The sequence below is a fragment of the uncultured Lactobacillus sp. genome, assembly GCF_944327175.1.
GTDB lineage: Bacteria > Bacillota > Bacilli > Lactobacillales > Lactobacillaceae > Lactobacillus.
The window spans coordinates 1-19,586 of record NZ_CALVGT010000032.1; the positions used below are offsets into that span (position 1 = coordinate 1).

Consider the following 19,586-nt stretch of genomic DNA (forward strand, 5'->3'; position numbering starts at 1 on the left):
AGAAATGTTTGTGGTAATTCATATTCTACCAGATGGTTGAAATGGATTTTTTGTGCTCTAATCCAGTGAAAACGATTTTTCTTACTGGATCGGAACAGTGTTCAGTTTAATTTTACAATCGGCGAAAATAATATTTTTACAATTATTTAGTAAATTAAAACCGCTCTCACTTAGAGAACGGTTGAAAATTAAAAAGCATTCAGTTATGATGGCAATTTCGCGAACTGGCTGTGGTAAAGCTGGCTGTAAAAGCCGCCCCGGGCCAAAAGGTCAGCGTGCTTGCCGCGTTCAATAATCTGTCCGTCCTTCATCACCAGGATCAAGTCAGCATTAACGACCGTGGACAAACGGTGGGCCACGACAAAGCTGGTCCGGGCCTGCATCAACTTGTCAAAAGCAGCTTGAATCAGCATTTCCGTCCGAGTGTCGATAGAGCTGGTTGCTTCATCCAAAATCAGCATTGGCGGGTCTAGCAGCATGACCCTGGTGATGCAGAGTAGCTGCTTTTGCCCAGCGCTTAAGCTGTCAGCGGAAAGGGGCGTGTCCAGGCCCTGGGGCAGGCGGCGGATAAAGTCCCAGCTGTGGGCAGCTTTCGTGGCTTCAATGATTTCTTCATCCGTCGCGTCTTCCTTGCCGTAAGCCAGGTTATCCCGGACTGTCCCCTCTTCCAGCCAGGTGTCCTGCAAAACCATGCCGAAATTTTTTCTCAAGGCATGGCGGGACATGTCCTTGATATTGGTGCTGCCTAAGTAGATTCCGCCAGAATCCACGTCATAAAAGCGCATAAGCAGGTTGATGGTGGTCGTCTTCCCGCAGCCGGTCGGCCCGACCAGGGCAACCCGCATCCCCGGCTTGGCAGTCAAGTTAAAGTCCCTGATCAAAGGCTTGTCCGCCTGGTAAGAAAAGTTGACATGGTCAAAAACAACTGAATCAGTCTTGACTTCAGGCAGCTTTTCATCAGCCGTATTCAAGTCAACCGGATCAACTTCTGGCTCTTCATTGATCAGTTCAAAGACCCGACCGGCGCAAGCAGCCGCGTTTTGCAGCTCAGTAATAACCGAACTGATGTCGTTAAACGGCTTCATGTACTGGTTAGAGTAATTAAGCAAAACGCTGAGTCCGCCGACAGTAAGTCGCCCGCCCATGATGGCCAAGGCACCCAGCAGGGCAACCAGGGCATAGATCAGGGAATTGATAAAGCGGGTTGCCGGGTTGGTCAGACTGGAATAAAAGGTCGCCTGCTGGCTGTATTCCTGGAGACGGCGGTTAATTTCAGCGAAACGGCTTGAGGCAGTTTTTTCATAGCCAAAAGCCTTAACCACCTTGACCCCGCTCACCATTTCCTCAATCAAGCTGGTCTGCTCACCCCGGGTCTGGCTCTGCTTTCTGAACATCTTGTAAGACCGGCTGGCAATAAAGCGGGCCACAATGAAACTCAAGGGAGTCAAGACCAAAACCAGGAGGGTAATTTCGACCGACTGGCTGAACATGAAGATCAAAGTAGCTACAATAGTGATCAGACCGGAGAAAAGCTGGGAAAAGCCTAAAAGCAGCCCGTCTGAAAGCTGGTCGGTGTCGGCAATGATTCGGGAAACGATATCCCCACTTGGGTGCTGGTCTAGATATGACAGGGGCAAAAGCTGCAGCTGCCGGATGGCCTTTTCCCGGATATCCTGGACAGTCCAGTAGGTCAGTTTATTGTTGATAAGGCCCATCAGCCAGGTGGCAGCAGCTGAGACAATCACCAAGATTAAAATCTGGATCAGATCCTGGCCAATAGCCGGAAAGTTAACTTTGCCGCTGCCGACGATCTGGTCAATGGCCCGGCCAAAGATGATCGGCACATAAAGCTGGAGGATGACGGAAATTGCTGCCAAAATTACGCTGATGACCAAAAGAAGGCGGTAGCGGCCGATAATTGGCAGAAGCTGCTTCATCGCCTGCCAGCTGTCCATTTTCTTGTCTTGCTTTTTCATCGGCTCTCCTCCTTATCTTCTTTCGCTTCTTTTTCCTTCGGGAACTGGGAATAATAGATTTCCTGGTAAACCTGGCAATTTGTCAAAAGCTCTTCGTGCTTGCCGCTGGCCACCAGCTTGCCATCGTCTAAGACCAGAATCTGGTCAGCCTGCATGATGCTGGAAGCCCGCTGGGAAACCAGGATCTTAGTTACGTCCTTTAAGCTGGCCAGGGCCTGCCGCAGACGCGCCCCCGTTGCCAGGTCAAGAGCACTGTCACTATCATCTAAAATTAAAAGCGGTGCCTGCTTAACCAGGGCCCGGGCAATGGTCAAACGCTGCTTTTGCCCGCCGGAAAGGTTTCTGCCTTCCTGCTCGAGCTGAAAGTCCAGCTGGCCGGGCTTGCCCAAGACTACTTCTTTCGCTTGGGCCAATTCCAGAGCCCGCCACAAGTCATCATCGCTGGCGTCCAGCCTGCCCATCAGCAGGTTGTCCCGGATGCTGCCGGCAAAAAGCTGGGCCTTTTGCGGCACCAGGGCATACTGGTCCAGCAGCTGCTCTTGGGTCAGTTTTTTTATGGAAACTCCGCCCAGCTTGATCTCCCCTTCCCCGCAGTCATAAAAGCGGGTCAAGAGCTTCGAGAGGGTGCTCTTGCCGCTGCCCGTCCCCCCGATAATGCCGATAGTTGCAGCCGGCTTAATTGTAAAAGTCAGGTCAGCAACGGCTGGAGCGGCAGCTTCCGGGTACGTAAAGAAAACATTTTGAAAGTCAACCTGGCTGTTTGTGACCTTTGGCCCTGCCTCAGGATAAGTCAAGTCGTTTTCCGTGGCCAGAACCTGGCCAACCCGGTCACCGCAGGCCCAGGCCCGGTTGATGGTAATAATCAAGCTGGCGAGCTTGATCAGTTCCACGATCATTTGGGCCAGGTAGTTGTAAAGAGCCACCACTTGCCCTTGGACCATTGCTCCGCTATTTACTTGAACGGCGCCAACTTGAATCAAGACAATCGCCGCGATATTGATCATGACATAAGTCACCGGATTTATGGTGGCTGACAGGCGGCCGACAAACTCGTTCAGCTTGGTCATGGCGGAAACCTTTTCATCAAATTTGGCCACGGCAGCTCTTTCTTTCCTAAAGGCCCGGATAACCCGGACCCCGGCCAGGTTTTCATTGCTAAGGCGGGTGATTTCATCCAGCCGCTTCTGCAGCTTCCCGTAAAGGGGGATGCTGACCAACATGATGCCAAAAACAACCAGGGCCAAAAGCGGAATCGCCACGGCAAAGATCAAGGCCGCTTTAGCATTGACCGTGAAAGCCGCGATCATTGAGCCAAAGACGATAAAGGGACTTCTTAATAAAAGGCGCAGGGCCATGTTGAAGCCGGTCTGCACCTGGTTGATATCACTTGTTAAGCGAGTAATCAAGGTGCTTGGCGGCAATTGATCCAGGTTGGCGAAACTAAACTTTTCCACCTTGTCAAATGCCGCCTGCCGCAGCTGGCTGGCCAGGCCCACGCTGGCCTTGGCGGCAAACCACTGGGCCGTGATGCTGGCGCTGATCCCCAAAATTGCCAAGATTACCAGAAGACTCGTCTGCTGGTAAACATAAATCCTGTTTCCTTCTTTAATTCCATAGTCGATAATCCTGGCCACGACCAGGGGAACGAACAGGTCAAAAAGAGCTTCTAGCAACTTAAACAGAGGGGCCAGAATGCTCTCTTTTTTATAGTCTTTGAGATAGCTAAAGACGTATTTCATATGCCACTTCCTTAATTTCTTTGATACTTCAAGACTCTATCATACTTTAATCTTATTAAAATCAACAGTGTGAACTTTCTAAAATTATTTCTAAGTCTATCAATTTTGTGTGTTTAGTACTTGATTTCTTTCGGGATTAGCAATAAAGTTTAGTCATAATATCAAGAGTAAACACTTTTTTATTCTAAATAGCTTTATTTCTATTTCCCGGCAGCCTTTTTAGGCACTAAAATTAGAAATTGTTGGAGAAAAATTATTTTTTGAAAGTTGCGATTTTTTAATAACAATCGTTTTTATTTCTTGGGGAATTGAGATATTATTATATCAGAACTGTTTGATACGCGTAGCATAATCTATCTGACATTTCAATCTTTTTATTATGAGGAGCTTAGTAAACCCGTGAGAATCGAACACCTAGAGATCTTTGTAAACGCCGCGCAGACGCAGAGCTTTACCAAGACTGCACAAAACATGAACATGTCCCAGCCAGCGGTTTCCCTGGCCATATCCTCAATCGAGAAGCAACTTGGCTACCAGCTGTTCAGCCGCTCCCGCCGCAAGATGCTGCTGACCCCAGCTGGCCGGTCTTTGTACAACAGCATCAAAAGCGAATTGAATGACTACCGGACCGCCGTTTCAAAGGCCAAACGGATCGCCATGTCAGAAGGCCAAATCACTTTGAAGGTCGGCCTGATCGGGATTTTGGCCGAGCAGCTGATTCTGCCTGGCCTCATCCGCCAGTTCCGCCGGAGTCGGGACACCGTCAACATTGAACTCTTCGTTGAAAGCAGCCCGGTTTTATTTGAAAAGCTGGCTTCCCATGAACTGGACCTTGTTCTGTCCACTCTGGAAGCCATGCCGAAATACCCGGACTTCACCGCCTACACGATTGGCAAGTTGAAGTGGTGCACCCTGGTGCCAAATGACCACCCTCTGGCAGAAAAGGACCTGCTCTCAGAAAAGGACCTGGACGGCAAGGATCTGGTCTTCCTGGACCTTTCATGTTCATCACCGCTGATCACCTTGATGCAGGACCGGATTGAAAAGAACTGCAAGCAAAGCCGGATCTTCTTTGCCAACAATGTCGTGGCCCAAACCATGATGGTCTACACCCAGCAGGGCCTGGCCATCCAGCCTTACGCTGGCCCGCTTGATAACGACAACTGCGAAGTCAACGGCCTAAAGCGGGTTCCGCTGGACGTCAAGGTCAGCTCAGACTTGACCTTCTTTACTTGCAAGGACGTCCTCAACGAACACGTTTTGGACTTGATGAACTGGCTCAAGGCACAGAACCTGGGCTAAAATTATAATCATACACAAAAATGCTCATCGTCTGATGAGCATTTTTCATTTCTGTTCTTTAGTCTTGAGTTATTTGATTTCATTAAAGGACTTGTTGCAATAGTTGATCAATTGCCGCATATCCTGCTTGCCCCAGTTCCAGGCCCGGAATTCCTTTAGAAATTCTTCTGAGCAATAGTTCAAGTAATGGTCCTCTGCTTCTTCTAAAATCTGCCGGGGATCCATGGCCTTGATCTCTTCCAGCCGGCTTTCCCTAATATAAGCCGGGTCATTCAAAAGAGACTTGCGGCTGACGGGCTTCAGCTGGCAGCCCCAACTGGCTGCCCGGGCACTTGCCAGGTGCAAAAAGGCAGCATTATGGGTGATGCAGTCTTGCAGAATCTGCTGGCCCCGGCCGGATTGTCTGGGCATCTCCAGACTGAAGCAGTACTGCCGGTTTAAAGTCAAAAAAAGGCCATGGTTGTCTAGGCACTCAAAAAGCTTCATCTGGTGCAGGCCCACCAGGTCAAGCGGCTTGTGGCGCATAATGAAAAAAGAAAAATAGGCGTGCGAGCCAAAGGACTGCACATACTGGTCCGACATTCCAATCTGCCGGCAGAGCTGCTTTTTAATAGTCAGTTCATGGGCGGGTTCCTTCTTTCTCAATTCATGAACCAGGCGGCGGCAAGTCTTCTTTTTAAGCAAGACCCAGCCGGCATCGGCGTCATAAACGATCGTCTTGTACTTACCCAAAAGCAGGTCCATCTGGAAGTCGTATGCCGCGACCGTCTTCTGGTTTATCTGGTAGTCCTCGTCGTCCTGAGCGGCTATTTCCCCGCCAGCAAGCAAGGCAGGCAGATTCTGCCGGTCAACCAACGCCACATTCATATCGCGAATTTTCTTTCTCGTTCTCATTTTCTCCTAAACAAGCTCCTAACACTATTTATCGGTTATATGTTGTTATTTTTCTCCTCGTCTAATTTAACAAAAAGGTCCTTGTAAAGCAAGCGGTTTCATTAACTTTGTCCAACTTTTATCAACTTTGTATGCGCTTTCGGCATTAGTTGATTTTCCAGCTGGGGACGTGTAGAATATTTTCCGTAAAAGCCCGGTTGCTTTTAACCGGACAAGTCAAGTTTTGCTAGAAGGAAAATGAAAATTTGCAAGTCGACCTTATCTCACTGACAATTTCAGGGCTGGTCCTGCTGGTCTTGATCCTCAACATTCTCTATTCTCCAGCCTTCAACCGCCTGGACCGGAAACTGCACCAGAAACTGGTGCGGACGCGGAAGAATATTTTTTGGAAGATCATCGCCTTCATCAACGAGCCCAAGTTGGTCATTGTCTGGGACGTCTTGATTGCCGGCCTGCTCTTAAACGAAGATAATTACCGGCTCGGCCTTTGGGTCCTGGCGACCTTAGGAGTGACCGACGCGATAGGCTATATCGTCAAGCACCTGGTCAAGCGGAGCCGTCCGCATGCCCACTTGTCTGAAGAAGAAGGCTACAGCTTTCCTAGCGGCCATGTCTTGGGGGCAACGACCATGTGCCTCATCCTTTACGCCCTGCTCAGACGGAAATTTGACCAGTTCTTTGCCGTAATTCTTTTGGTCTACTGGCTTTTTGTGGTTATCTCCCGCCTTAACCTCCGGGCCCACTACCCTTCAGATGTAATCGGTGCCGTGGCCTTGTCGGTCTTCTGCTTTACAGTGGTGCAGACAATCTATGCGGCCCTCTTTTTGAATTGAGAAATGATAGAGACAAAAAAGTCCAGAGTTCTTAATTGGCAGAACCCTGGACTTTTTAATTTTACTTGTTAGTTGTGAAAGCCGACCATGAGACCGCCTCTTTCCGCGTAGAAAGAGCACAGGCCCCGCATTGGCCGGATGGAAATGTCAGCATCCGGAAATTCTGCTAGCAGCAATTCCTTCAGCTTCTCAGCATCAGCCTCATTTTCGCAGTGGTCGATCACTACCCGGCCACCTTGGTACTTCTCCTCCTTCATCTGCTTGACCAGTTCCCGCAGGGTCTTCTTCATCCCTCTGGCCTTGGTCAAAGGCTGCAAGTCGCCATCAACGCTGGCCATTCCGATCAAATTAATCTTCAGCATCCCGGCAATTTTAGCCACGGCTGGCGACACCCGGCCGTTTAAAGACAGGTTTCGCAGGGACTGGAGGACGAAAACCAGGTGGGTCTTGGTCCGGTAGTCGGCAATTTTGGCTTCCAGGTCAGCGAAGCGGAGATTGTCGTCTTTAAGAATACTTTCGATTCCTTCCAAGATTACTTCCAGTTCCGGGCCTGCTGACCGAGAGTCAACGACCACGATCTGGGCATGCGGGTGGGTCTCTAAATAGATGTCTCTGGCCTGCAAGGCGGAAGAGTAGGTCCCCGACAAGCCGCTGGTAATCGTCACGATCACAGCCTTCTCGCAGCCTTCCAGACTGTCCAGCCAGCGCTGGATGCTTGGCGCAGCCGTCTTGCCTGCTTCCTGGCTGGCCTCCATTTTATCTAAAAAAGCGCCCATGTCCAGCTGCTCGTCATCCAGCCAATTTTCCTGGCCGATGGTCAAAGTCAGTGGCACGACCTCAAGGCCGCGGCTTGGATCACTCAAAGTATTGGCGCTTGAATCAACTATCAGTCTCACGTTTTCCATAATATTATCCCGATTCTACTTTGTTTACGGCATCTTCTGCCTTGCCTGTTTCTAAATCTATTTTAACAGTTTTTGCCAGACTGGGGGATTTTTTCACTAACCGCTTACAGGCCTGTAATTTTGCTAAACTTTTTTAGCAAAGAGTAAAATTTGTAAAAAAACGGTTTTCGGAATCGTTTTCAACAAACTAGCTGTTTACGGATTCACAAGCTTATACTATAATGAACTTGTAAATAATTACAGAGCGAATGCTCTTGCTGTCGGAGAATTCCTCCGCCAGCGTATTTTAAGGAGGATTTTTTAATGACCAAGGTTGTTATTGAAAACGTTCATGCTAGAGAAATCTTTGACTCACGTGGTAACCCAACTGTTGAAGTTGAAGTTACTTTGTCAAACGGCGTAGTTGGCCGCGCTGAAGTTCCATCTGGTGCTTCAACTGGTGAAAACGAAGCTGTTGAATTGCGTGACGGTGGCTCACGTTTGGGCGGCAAGGGTGTTATGAAGGCTGTTAACAACGTTAACACTGCCATCAACAACGAACTGCAAGGCGCAGACCCATTCAACCAACCAGCTATCGACAAGGCTATGATCGAACTTGACGGTACTCCAAACAAGGGTAAGTTGGGCGCTAACGCTATCTTGGGTACTTCAATGGCTACTGCTGTAGCAGCTGCTAAGGCTACCCACCAACCTCTTTACCGTTACCTTGGCGGTACTGACTTGTCAATGCCTCAAACTTTCCACAACGTTATCAACGGTGGTGAACACGCTGACAACGGCATCGACATCCAAGAATTCATGATCACTCCAGTTAAGAAGACTTCATTCCGTGACGGCTTCGAAAAGATCGTTAACACTTACCACACCTTGAAGAAGGTTTTGGAAGAAAAGGGTTACGAAACTGGCTTGGGTGACGAAGGTGGTTTCGCTCCTAACATGAAGGACTCAGAAGAAGCTTTGAAGGCTTTGCACGAAGCCATCGAACGTGCTGGTTACGTTCCAGGTGAAGACATCGCTATCGCCTGCGACTGTGCTGCTTCATACTACTTCAACAAGGAAGACGGCAAGTACCACCTGGAAGGCAAGGTTCTTGACGGTGACCAATTGGCAGAATACTACGACAAGTTGCTCGCAGAATTCCCAGAATTGATCTCAATGGAAGACCCATACGACGAAAACGACACTGAAGGTATGGTTAAGTTCACTCAAAGCCACAAGGACCGTCTGCAAATCGTTCTTGACGACTTCATCTGCACCAACCCTAAGCTGTTGAACAAGGCTATCAAGGAAGGCGCAGGTAACGCTTCATTGATCAAGCTGAACCAAATCGGTACTGTAACCGAAACTTTGGAAACTATCCGTCTTTCACGCAAGAACGGTTACAACACCATGATTTCTCACCGTTCAGGTGAAACTGGTGACACCTTCATCGCTGACTTCGCTGTTGCTACTAACGGTGGCCAACTGAAGACTGGTGCCCCAGCTCGTTCAGAACGTGTTGAAAAGTACAACCAATTGCTGAGAATCGAAGAACAACTCGGTGACGGCGAACGTCTCGACTTCTTCCCAGACAACGTTGACTTGGACTAATTTAGTTATTTAAATTAGCCTCAACTAAAAGAGTTTGCTTCGGCAAACTCTTTTTTTGTGCCCTTTTTTAATGTCTACTCTTGTCTATTTGCTGGAAGCGGTTTGAATTACTAACTTTTTACCATCCAGTTGCCCTTTTAAGAGCTGCTTGACTACCTTCTTGGCGTTTGGGTTGGCCTTCTTGGTAATCCCTGCCTTGCCAGCTTGGTCGCCTTCTTCAAAGCAGCTGTCACGTCTTCTTTCTTGTTCCAGTTAAACAAGGCATAGCTTTGGTCATATAACTTGATGGAAGAAGCGTCAATAGTGATAAAAGGAATTTGTCGGTCTCCTTGTTAGAATCTTAAGTCTTGGACCAAATTTTGTCTATTTTTTAACGTGAAATGCATAAATAATAAATAAAGAATAGTTTTACACTCTTTTTGCCAAATTTTTATGAAAATTGTTTTTCCTCTTGTATTTTACTAAGATTTAGTCTAAAATTAAAGACTAATAAAAGAGCTAAGAAAATTTCTTATTTTTTATTTTTTCTTAAACAGATTGGAGCAAATTACCATGAGGACTAGGAGCAACAGACAAAGCTAAAGATCATCTCTTTGATGAAGCTTTAGCAGCCAATTCGCAAACATCGTTAATTAGGCACTGCTGCCTAGCGACTTGTCTGTCTAATCAGTCACTCTTTTATCCAGTAATATGCTTATATGATCTTTTTAATCTTATTAACTTTATTACAGAATTTAAAAGTACTCTTTCTAATTAGCCAAACAGCTTGCCAGAGTCAGCTTTGCCTTAGATCATAGAAAAGGATCGCACATGAACAAGATCATCGAGGTTAAGCACTTAAAGAAGAACTACGGTGAAAAAGAAGTCCTAAAGGACGTCAACGCCGCCATTGAAAAAGGCAAGGTAATTACGGTTATCGGACCATCTGGTTCCGGGAAGAGTACTTTTTTGCGTTGTCTGAACTTACTGGAAAAGCCAACCAGCGGCCAGGTCATTTTTGAAGGAACGGAACTGACCGACCTTAAAGAAGAAGAATTGGACCAGCTCCGGGAGAAGATGGGCATGGTCTTCCAAAGCTTCAACCTCTTCCCTAACATGTCCGTCATTGAAAACGTCAAGCTGGCGCCAATGAAGGTCAAGGGAATGAGTGACCAGGAAGCTGACAAATTGGCCCATGAACTCCTGGCAAAAGTTGGCCTGGATGACTTTGCTGACCACACCCCGGCCAGCCTGTCCGGCGGCCAGCAGCAGCGTGTCGCCATTGCCCGGGCGCTAGCCATGCAGCCGGACATGATGCTTTTTGACGAACCGACCAGTGCCTTGGACCCGGAAATGGTCGGGGAAGTCTTAAAGACCATGCAGGATTTAGCCCAAACTGGGATGACCATGGTTGTGGTCACCCACGAAATGGGCTTCGCGAGAAAAGTAGCTGATGAAGTCTGGTTCATGGCCGACGGTTATCTCTTGGAACAGGGCAGCCCCGACCAGGTATTCGACCACCCGCAAAGTGATCGGGCCAAGGACTTTTTAGCAAAAATTTTGGAAGCCTAGCTAGCAAAGGAAGAATAAAGCAAGATGAAGAAACTTATTAAAATTATGACCGCCCTCCTCCTCTTGGCTGGGCTCTTTACCGCGGCAATTCCAGCAGTTGATGCCGCCAGCAGCAAGAAAGTGGCCAGCGGCACGGTCATGAAGAAGATCAAGAAGTCCGGCAAATTAGTTGTCGGCATATCCGCTGACTACCCGCCATTGGAATTTACCAAGAACGTCAACGGCAAAAACAAGTATGTCGGCGTCGATGTTGAACTGGCCAAGCAGATCGCCAAGGACCTGGGGGTCAAGCTGGAAATCAAGAACATGGACTTTGACTCCCTCCTGGTTGCCCTGGAAACTGGCAAGATCGACGTCATCATTTCCGGGATGACCCCAACAGCAGAACGGAAGAAGAGCATTGACTTCTCCAAGATCTACTACGCTGAAAAGTCCGACTACTTTGTCATCAATAAGACCAACAAGGCCAAATACACCAGCACCGCTTCCTTCAAGGGTAAGACGGTTGGTGCCCAGACCGGGTCCCTGCAATACACTTCCTTGAAGAAGAACGCTGCTAAGAGCGGAATCAAGTTCAAGGGCCTGGCCAAGATCAACAACCTGCTCATGGCCCTTAAATCCGGCAAAGTTGACGCCGTTTTATTGGGTGAACTGAATGCCAAGACTTACGCCACTAACGACACTTCCCTGTCCCTGGTCAAGTCCAGCCTCAGCCAGGCCCAGATGGGCAATGCTGTCGGTGTAGCCAAGGGGCAAGGCGATCTGGTCAAGGCCATCAACAAGACCATCAACAACTGCCAAAAGCAAGACCTGTTTAACAAGAAGTACATCCCTGCCGCTGCCAAAGCCATGAAACAGGCCTCTAGCAAGACCAACAACTCCATGAGCAAGTACGCCAGCTACTTCGCGACTGGCCTGGGCTACACCATGATCATTACGATTTGCTCCGTCACGATTGGTTTGATTCTGGGTGTCATCTTTGCCTTGATGCGTCTGTCTAAAAACAAGCTTTTGCACGCCATCGCCGTTTGCTACATTGAATTTCTCCGGGGCACCCCGCAGATGGTTCAGATCATGTTTGTCTACTTCGGGGTCGGGATGCTGATCAAGAATATGCCGGCCCTGGCCGCCGGGATCATCGCTATCGGCCTTAACTCCGGGGCTTACGTGGCTGAAGACATCCGGTCCGGGATCAATTCCGTAGACAAGGGGCAAACTGAAGCTGCCCGGTCCTTGGGCCTCAGCCAGGCCAAGACCTACCGCTACGTGGTCTTCCCGCAAGCCTTGAAGAATATCTGGCCAGCCCTGGGCAATGAATTCATTACCTTGACTAAGGACAGCTCCCTGGTCTCCGTCATCGGGGTCGGGGAATTGATGTACGAGACCGGCCTGGTCCAAACCGCGACCTACCGCGGGGTCATGCCGCTTTTTATCACCATGTGCATCTACTTCGTGGTCACCTTTATCTTGACCCGCCTGCTCAACTACTTTGAACGGCGGATGAACCTGACTTCAAGCCGGGCATAAAGACAAAAAATAGAAACAAAAGAAACTGGAAACCATGTATTGGCTTCCAGTTTTTGTTTTGCTTTGATATTAATTATAGAGGGAGATAATCTGCGCCATAAGTGGGGTAACTACCCGGTCTTTACGCCAAACCAGCTGCAGGCGGGTCCGCCACTTGGCTAAATCAACCGGATAAATGCGGCCTTTGGCGTAAGTTCTGGCAATTGATTCCGGCACCAGGGCAATCCCCAGGCCGGAGTCACTCCAGCGGATGGCGGTTCTGGAATCATCGCACTTGACCACGAAATTTGGAGTCAAGCCTGTTTCCGCGAAGGCTTCCTTGAACATGTCCTCAAAGCGGCGGTAGATGACCAGGGGCTGGCCAGCCAGATCTTGCAATCCTACCTTTTCTTTACCAGAAAAAAAGTCCTGGCAGGTAACAGCGGTCATCGGCTCATCGCTGATGTCGACAAAATGCAAGTTGACCCGGTTGTAGGGGGTGCGGACGATGGCCAGGTCCAGCAGGTTGCCCTGCAGCTTGTCCAGGATACCGAAGGTGTTGTCTTCGTAGATGTCAAAGGAGACGCCGGGATGTTGGCGGGCAAAAGCCGTCAATTTAGCGGAGGGAAGCTTGCCAATTGAAGAAGAGACAGAGCCAAGTTTGACTCTTCCCCGCCCGCCCCGGTCCAGCTCCGTGATTTCCGTTTGGGCGTTTTTCGCTAAGGTCAAAATCTGACCGGCATAATCCCGCAGTTTTTTTCCCGCTTCGGTCAGTTCAATTCCATAGGGCTGGCGGACAAAAAGTTTTGCCCCCAGTTCCTCTTCTAATTGCTTTAGCTGGTAGCTGAGGGCCGGCTGACCGACAAAGAGCCGCTTGGCCGCAGATGTAATCTGCCCTTCTTCAGCTACGACTAAAAAGTAATTGAGCTGCTTGAAATTCATTTTCTTCTCTCTTTAATGATCTTTGGGCTTAGTAGATATCAACTTTTTAGATATCTAACATCATAAAACAGTATTTTATTTATATCAACCCGGGGACTACAATGAATAGTGAGAAAAATAACTTCTATATGTAACACGTAACGACTGAAGAATAATTACAAGGAGATGCTTGAATGAAAGTAAAAGGCTTGACGCAGGCCGAAGCTGACCTGCGCTTAAAAAAAGACGGACTCAACCAGGTGCCGCAACCGGAATTCAGCTTCTGGAAGGAATTTGCCGGTAAGCTTTGGAATCTCAGTGCCTGGATTCTGGAGGCAGCACTTCTTTTGGAATGTGCCCTGGGCAAGTGGATTCAGTCCCTCTTCGTTTTGCTCATGCTGCTCTTTGCCGCCTACAATGGGGCGACGCAAAAGAAGAAGTCCCGCAAGGTTCTGAGTTCAATTTCCCAGCAGTTGACCCCGGTAGTCGCTGTTTTAAGAGATGACCGCTGGCAAAAAATTGACTCCAAATACCTGGTAGTCGGCGATATCGTCAACCTGCAAAGAGGGGACATTTTGGCAGCCGACATTGACCTTTTGGACGGGGACTTGACCTTAGATGAATCTTCAATCACCGGGGAAGCCAAGAATGTCCATAAAAAAGCTGGGGCGACCGCCTTCGCGGGCACGACCGTCATGGACGGCGAGGCCTTGGGCAGGGTCAGCGCGACCGGGACCAATTCCAGAAACGGGCAGACCATCAACTTGATTAACACGTCCGCGGCACCTGGCCACTTGCAGCAGCTTTTGACCAAGATTATCTACTACCTCTGCCTTTTGGACGGGGTTTTGACCGTCATCCTCTTGATCGCGGCTGTCATCCGAGACGAAAATGTCTTGGAAATGCTGCCCTTCCTGGCCATGATGTTCATCGCTTCTATTCCGGTAGCCATGCCGTCAACTTTTGCCCTCTCCAACTCCTTTGAGGCCACCCGCCTGTCTAAAGAAGGAGTTTTGACCAGTGATTTGACCGGGATTCAAGACGCGGCCAACCTGAACCTGCTCTTACTGGACAAGACCGGGACTATTACTGAAAACAAGACAGCTGTTGCCTCTTTTGCTAATTTTTCAAAGCTCTCAGATGAAGAAGTCCTGGCTTCGGCCAGCCTGGCCATCGACCAACGCAACCAAAGCGTGATTGACCTGGCTTTAATGGACTATCTGCAAGAGAAAAAGATAGCAGTTAAAGAAGCAGAAGCTTTTATCCCCTTCACTTCCAGCCAGGGCTATTCTGAAGGGCAAGGAGATGGCCATAATGTCAAGCTAGGCTCAGTCAAGCAGCTCAGCAAGATTGACCCGGCTATTTCTGAAAAAATGGCGGCTGTTGACCTTAGCCTGGGCCGGTCAGTCGGGATTTTGCTCGATGACCATTTGGCAGGGATTTTTATCACTAAAGACAAGGTCAGAGCTGATTCAAAAGCTGCCCTGGCCGAACTGGTCAAGCGGGGAATCAAGCCGATCATGCTGACCGGGGACAACCAGAAAACCGCGGCCAGCGTGGCTGAAGAAGTTGGCTTGACTGGCAAGGTCATCTCCATCAGCGACTTTAAAGAGGGCGTAAAGGCTGAAGACCTGGCCGGGATCGCCGACGTTTTGCCGGAAGACAAACTGGCCATGGTGAAATACTTCCAAAAGGCCGGCTATATCGTCGGCATGACCGGGGACGGGGTCAACGACTCCCCTGCCCTCAAGCAGGCTGAAGTCGGCATCGCTGTGTCAAATGCCGCTGACGTGGCAAAAAAGAGCAGCAAGATGGTCCTTTTGGATGAGGGCCTTAGCCCTATCGTCAAGATCCTGGATGCCGGCCACCGGGTTTACCAGCGGATGACCACCTGGTCTTTGACCAAACTGGCCAGAACGGCTGAACTGACCATGCTCTTGACCTTCTCTTATCTTATTTTCGGCTACCTGCCGATGGCCTTAAATGCAATGGTCATCTACACGATCATGAACAACATGGTCACCATGATGATCGGGACCGACAAGACTCACATCACTTACAAGCCGGAGAACTGGGACATGGGCAAGCTGGCTAAAATTGCCTTCTCCTTGGCCGGAGCCTGGACAATCATCGGTTTTACCTTCGTCTCCGCCTTAACAAAGGCCGGAGTAAATCATGATCAAGTTGGGACCATGGTCTACGTCTTCTTAGTTATGAGCGCCATGATGATCGTCTTGATCACCCGGACCAAGCGCTTCTTCTGGCAGTCTGCCCCATCTAAGCCGGTAGCCATTGTCCAGATAACCGATATCCTTTTGACCTGCCTTTTAGCACTTTTGGGCATCGCCATGCCGGTCATCGGGATTAAGGAGCTCTTGACCTCTTTGGCCGTAGCCTTCCTGGCTGCCGTATTGATCGATCTGGTCTACCAGCCGGTCATGAAAAAGGTCCAGCTGGCTAATGGCCAGTAAGGCAAACTGAATAATCTACTAAATACTTATTACTGTTTAATCTGACTAAAAAGGACCCGCTTTCGCGAGTCCTTTTACTTTGCTGTTAGATCTGTTTACTAGTTGCCAATTACTCTTCACTTGCCTGTTTGCTTTTTTCCAGCTGCTTTTGCCGGTATGCAATCAAGCGCTCGAATTCAGTTTTCAGCAAGGCCCCCATCGGGACGGCAATCAGCATCCCTACAAAGCCGCCCATAGCCCCGCCGGCAATCACGCAGGCGATAACATACAGGGGGTGGATGTGAATGGCTGAAGAGAGGAGCTTGGGATTGAGGATATTGCCATCAATCGCCTGGATCAAGAGGAGAATGATCATCCCCACGATCAGGGCCGTCATGTTCTGGCTGAGGGTGCAGGCTAAAACTACCATCCCATAGCCTAAAATCGGGCCAAAGTAGGGGATCAGGTTCCCCAACCCGGTCACCAGGCCAATCAAAAGGCCATATGGGACCTTGGCGATCAGCATGGCCAGACTGACTAAGAGGCCGACGATAAAGGCATCGACAATCTGCCCTCTGATATAGCCAGAGAAGGCCCGGTCAGCGTCAGCGAGGAAGACCTTGATTCCGTTGATTACTTTTCTATTTAAGAGGGTGCCCAGGTTTCTCTTCCAGTAAGCCGCAATCCGCTGGCCATCGTAGAGGAAGTAGATGGAAAAAATTACCCCGAAGAAGAAGTCGCTCAAAAAGCCAGTTACCCGGCTGACCCCTTTTTGCAGGTAGGAAACCATGCCGCTAGTCGACCAGCCCTGCTTTTGCAGGTAGGCCATGATTTCGTTGATAAAGCTGCTGTACTGGGCCTTCAGCTGGTCATAAAGACTTTGCAGGCTGTCCAGGCTGAAATGGCTCAGCTGCTTAGAGAAGGTCACGAAAACCGATGTGGCGGCCAGCAAAATAACCAGCAGCAGTAAGAGCAGGGTCAAGGCCACGGCTGCTGACCGGCTGGCCGTCGCCACTGCCCCCCGGCTGCTGCCCTTGGAAAACTTTCGGTCAAAGAAGTTGGTCAAGGGCATCAAGAGATAGGTTAAAACCAGGCCGTAAGTCAAAGGCTGGGCAATTGCCGCCAGGATCTTGCCTACCCTGACCCAGAAGCCAGTTGACTCATAGGCTAAAAGCAGGATGAAAAGACCGGCAAAGACCGTGCCCAGACAGTAGAGGGCAATCTTAAAATACTTCTGATCAATATGGTTCCAGAATTTGTTCATCATACACCTCGCTAGTTTGACTAGCTTTTATTATAACAGTTTCTGGTCCTGGCCAAAGCAAGAAAAAAATAACAGTTGCGAAAACTGCTATTTTTTAGCTTATTCCCGGTTATGATTTTTACATCACGTGGTGGATCCAGCCTTCCGGGGCTTCGACTTTCCCGTTTTGGATGCCAGTCAAAGTGTTGTAAAGTTCTTCCATAAACTTGCCTGGCTTGTCCATGCCTGATGGCAGGTCGATGACCTGGTCGCCGTTGACAATGCGGCCAACTGGTGACAATACGGCAGCCGTACCGACCAAAGCACATTCCTTGAAGGATGGAACTTCGTCGAAGCGGACCTTTCTTTCTTCAACCGTCAAGTTGAGGTAGTGTTCAGCCAAGTATACAATGGAGCGTCTAGTGATTGATGGCAAAATTGAATTTGACTTAGGAACGACCAAGTGGTTGTTTTGGTCGATGAAGATAATGTTTGAGCCACCCGTTTCCTCAATGTAAGTTTGGGTAGCTGGGTCCAGGTACATGTTTTCAGCAAAACCAGCCTGGTGGGCAGTAACAGTCGCCTTCAAACTCATGGCATAGTTCAAAGCGGCCTTAACGTGACCAGTCCCGCGAGGAGCGGCCCGGTCATATTGGGCAACCTGGACAGCAACTGGCGTAGCCCCGCCCTTGTAGTATGGACCAACTGGCGTAGCGAAGACCCTGAACATGTAGTCAGTTGCCGGAGCAACCCCGATAATTGGGGTGGTGCCGATTTCGTATGGACGCAGGTAAAGAGTCGCGCCTGAACCGTATGGCGGTACCCAGTCAACATTGCCCTTGACCACTTGGTCGATGGCTTCAACGAACTTGTCCTTTGGATAAGGCTGCATTTCGATCCGCTTAGCAGAGTTGTACATCCGTTCCGCGTTTTGGTCTGGCCGGAAGACAACAACTGAGCCGTCCTTCCAGGTGTAGGCCTTCATCCCTTCAAAAACTTGTTGAGCATATTGCAGGGTTTCAGCACATTCATTTAATACGACATTGGGGTCGTCGGTCAGCTTGCCGCCTTCCCAGGCACCGTCGTGGAAATAGTCCACGTAGCGCTTGTCGGTTTGATGATAGCCAAAGCCGATATTTGCCCAATCGAGATCTTTTTTAGCCATGATATTACCTCCTAAAAATTCAATCACTAGTTTTTATAGAAGTAACTATAATACTCTTTCTGAAAGTTAGCAAGGCGTTTTTTAAAATTATTTTCATTTTGTCGCTATTTTCTGCTAACTTTAATTCTTCTAAGGCCTAAGCCTTGCGAAGACAAGCCTTTTTACCCCAATTTTCTCTTTTTTTAAAGCTGGCTAATCCTTTCTTAATTTTCCTTGTTGGTTGACAAAAGGTCCTCATCCAGCCCCCGGCTGCATTCTGCCTGCAGGGTAACATGGTTGATAGCAAACTTTTCCTTCAAGCAGTCTGCAATCTCTTCATCAAGCTCTTCAATCCGCTTGGCAGTAAGACCGGAGTCAACAATAATGTGGGCGTCCAGCATGATGGTATCGTCGCTGTAACGCCAGACATGCAGGTGGTGGAGTTGCCTTACCTCTTTAAAGGCTAAAACCGCCTTTTCGATGGCATCCAGGTCCAGGTCAGGGTTAGTTTCCATCAAAACGTTGGCTGAGTCTCTGGTGACTTCAAAAGCCTCTTTCAAGAGGAAAATTGCCGCGGCCATGGTTAAGATCGGATCCACCAGGGTCCAGTTTTGGTAATAAATCAAGAGGGACCCCACCACGACGGCAACGCTGGACAAGGTATCCGACATCATGTTCAAAAAGAGGGCCCGGGAATTCAAATTCTCCTTGCTCCCCTTGCCTAAAATCAGCATCGAGATCAAGTTGCCGGCTAAGCCGATCAAGGAGACGATAAACATGACTCTCCCTTCGATCGGTTCAGGCTTGCTGAAGCGCTGGATGGCCGAGATGAAAAGATAGATGCTGATGGCTAGCAAGAAAAGTCCGTTGGTGTAAGCCGCCAGGGTTTCCGACCGCTTGTAGCCAAAAGTCTTATGCTGATCCTTGCTTCTTTTGGCGATCAAATTTGCTGCGAAGGCTACCACAATGGAAACAACGTCGCTCAAGTTATGCAAGGCATCTGACAAGAGCGCCAGGGAACCGGAGATAATCCCGCCGACAATTTCAGCGGCGGTAATGATGACATTGAAGATCGTCACCCACAAATATCTTTTGGAAGATTGGTCTTTCATGATTTTTACCTGCGCAATCTTTTATATATCGTTTTCGGTATGTTTACTCTTGCCTACACTATATAACAAAAATGATATATAATCAAGTGGAGATGACTGGAAAGGAGACCCGCATGACACATGAAGAACTAATCGATCAGGCGGCCCGATTTTTCAAGGTCTTGGGCAACAGCCTGCGGATCCACATTCTCTTTTACTTGAGAACCCATGGCGAAAGCCCGGTATCGGCAATAGTTGACCACCTGGGCGTTTCACAGCCAGTGATTTCCAAGCAGCTGGGCATTTTGAAACAGTATGATTTTGTGCAAAAGCGTAAAGAAGGTACTTTTGTCTACTATTCAATCAACGACCAGGATATAGTGCAGATCATCGACGCGATGACTGAACACCTGGACCACCTGGACCGGCTGCAATAATTTA

At 48.9% G+C, this 19,586-nt stretch carries 15 protein-coding genes; 7 read left to right on the top strand and 8 right to left on the bottom strand.

Annotated elements, in window-relative coordinates; all coding sequences use genetic code 11:
* Positions 1-203: 203 nt before the first annotated feature.
* Together Q0J41_RS04395 and Q0J41_RS04400 are read right to left on the bottom strand one after the other, a co-directional pair.
* Positions 204-1,976 carry an ABC transporter ATP-binding protein gene (locus Q0J41_RS04395; protein ID WP_296226731.1) on the bottom strand — a complete coding sequence of 591 codons (1,773 nt, stop codon included), beginning with the start codon at positions 1,974-1,976 and terminating at the stop codon, positions 204-206.
* Positions 1,973-3,715: an ABC transporter ATP-binding protein gene (locus Q0J41_RS04400; RefSeq protein WP_296226734.1), complete on the bottom strand. Its 1,743-nt coding sequence runs from the start codon at positions 3,713-3,715 to the stop codon at positions 1,973-1,975. The genes Q0J41_RS04395 and Q0J41_RS04400 overlap by 4 nt, the downstream gene beginning before the upstream one ends.
* A 399-nt stretch (positions 3,716-4,114) precedes the next feature.
* Here Q0J41_RS04400 and Q0J41_RS04405 point away from each other — a divergent pair, with 399 nt between their 5' ends.
* Entirely contained in the window at positions 4,115-5,017 is a 903-nt protein-coding gene (locus Q0J41_RS04405) for a LysR family transcriptional regulator (RefSeq protein WP_296226736.1), read from the top strand.
* Between the two features lie 69 nt (positions 5,018-5,086).
* Here Q0J41_RS04405 and Q0J41_RS04410 read toward each other — a convergent pair whose 3' ends face one another.
* Positions 5,087-5,884, bottom strand: coding sequence for a hypothetical protein (locus Q0J41_RS04410; RefSeq protein WP_366937239.1), 798 nt, complete (start codon positions 5,882-5,884; stop codon positions 5,087-5,089).
* Positions 5,885-6,156: 272 nt separating this feature from the next.
* On the opposite strand from Q0J41_RS04410, the gene Q0J41_RS04415 reads away from it, so the two are divergent.
* Complete coding sequence (locus Q0J41_RS04415; RefSeq protein WP_296226740.1) at positions 6,157-6,744, top strand: phosphatase PAP2 family protein; 588 nt, start codon at positions 6,157-6,159, stop codon at positions 6,742-6,744.
* A 68-nt stretch (positions 6,745-6,812) separates the two neighbouring features.
* On the opposite strand, the gene Q0J41_RS04420 is transcribed toward Q0J41_RS04415, so the two are convergent.
* Positions 6,813-7,649 (bottom strand): DegV family protein, encoded by an 837-nt coding sequence (locus tag Q0J41_RS04420; protein ID WP_296226742.1) that lies wholly within the window; start codon positions 7,647-7,649, stop codon positions 6,813-6,815.
* 303 nt (positions 7,650-7,952) lie between these two features.
* On the opposite strand from Q0J41_RS04420, the gene eno reads away from it, so the two are divergent.
* The 3 genes from eno (at position 7,953) to Q0J41_RS04435 (ending at position 12,317) form a co-directional block, all read left to right on the top strand.
* The gene (eno, locus tag Q0J41_RS04425) at positions 7,953-9,239 is read left to right on the top strand and encodes a phosphopyruvate hydratase (RefSeq protein WP_296226744.1); all 1,287 of its coding nucleotides are present in this window, start codon (positions 7,953-7,955) and stop codon (positions 9,237-9,239) included.
* 810 nt (positions 9,240-10,049) lie between these two features.
* The gene (locus tag Q0J41_RS04430) at positions 10,050-10,790 is read left to right on the top strand and encodes an amino acid ABC transporter ATP-binding protein (RefSeq protein ID WP_296226746.1); all 741 of its coding nucleotides are present in this window, start codon (positions 10,050-10,052) and stop codon (positions 10,788-10,790) included.
* Positions 10,791-10,814: 24 nt separating this feature from the next.
* On the top strand, positions 10,815-12,317 hold the full coding sequence (locus Q0J41_RS04435) for an ABC transporter substrate-binding protein/permease (protein WP_296226748.1): 1,503 nt from the start codon (positions 10,815-10,817) through the stop codon (positions 12,315-12,317).
* A gap of 69 nt (positions 12,318-12,386) precedes the next feature.
* Here the strand turns inward: Q0J41_RS04435 and Q0J41_RS04440 are convergent, their stop codons facing one another.
* On the bottom strand, positions 12,387-13,238 hold the full coding sequence (locus Q0J41_RS04440) for a LysR family transcriptional regulator (RefSeq protein WP_296226750.1): 852 nt from the start codon (positions 13,236-13,238) through the stop codon (positions 12,387-12,389).
* Positions 13,239-13,411: 173 nt separating this feature from the next.
* Here Q0J41_RS04440 and Q0J41_RS04445 point away from each other — a divergent pair, with 173 nt between their 5' ends.
* Positions 13,412-15,688 carry an HAD-IC family P-type ATPase gene (locus Q0J41_RS04445; protein ID WP_296226752.1) on the top strand — a complete coding sequence of 759 codons (2,277 nt, stop codon included), beginning with the start codon at positions 13,412-13,414 and terminating at the stop codon, positions 15,686-15,688.
* Positions 15,689-15,797: 109 nt separating this feature from the next.
* On the opposite strand, the gene Q0J41_RS04450 is transcribed toward Q0J41_RS04445, so the two are convergent.
* The 3 genes from Q0J41_RS04450 to Q0J41_RS04460 form a co-directional block, all read right to left on the bottom strand.
* Positions 15,798-16,931, bottom strand: coding sequence for an AI-2E family transporter (locus Q0J41_RS04450; RefSeq protein WP_296226754.1), 1,134 nt, complete (start codon positions 16,929-16,931; stop codon positions 15,798-15,800).
* 118 nt (positions 16,932-17,049) lie between these two features.
* Positions 17,050-18,075, bottom strand: coding sequence for a branched-chain amino acid aminotransferase (locus Q0J41_RS04455; protein WP_296226756.1), 1,026 nt, complete (start codon positions 18,073-18,075; stop codon positions 17,050-17,052).
* Positions 18,076-18,278: 203 nt separating this feature from the next.
* Positions 18,279-19,166 (bottom strand): cation diffusion facilitator family transporter, encoded by an 888-nt coding sequence (locus tag Q0J41_RS04460; protein ID WP_296226758.1) that lies wholly within the window; start codon positions 19,164-19,166, stop codon positions 18,279-18,281.
* A 113-nt stretch (positions 19,167-19,279) separates the two neighbouring features.
* Between Q0J41_RS04460 and Q0J41_RS04465 the strand changes: the two genes are divergently transcribed.
* A complete protein-coding gene (locus Q0J41_RS04465) occupies positions 19,280-19,582 on the top strand; it encodes a metalloregulator ArsR/SmtB family transcription factor (protein WP_296226760.1) in 303 nt (100 codons plus the stop codon).
* Positions 19,583-19,586 lie beyond the last annotated feature (4 nt).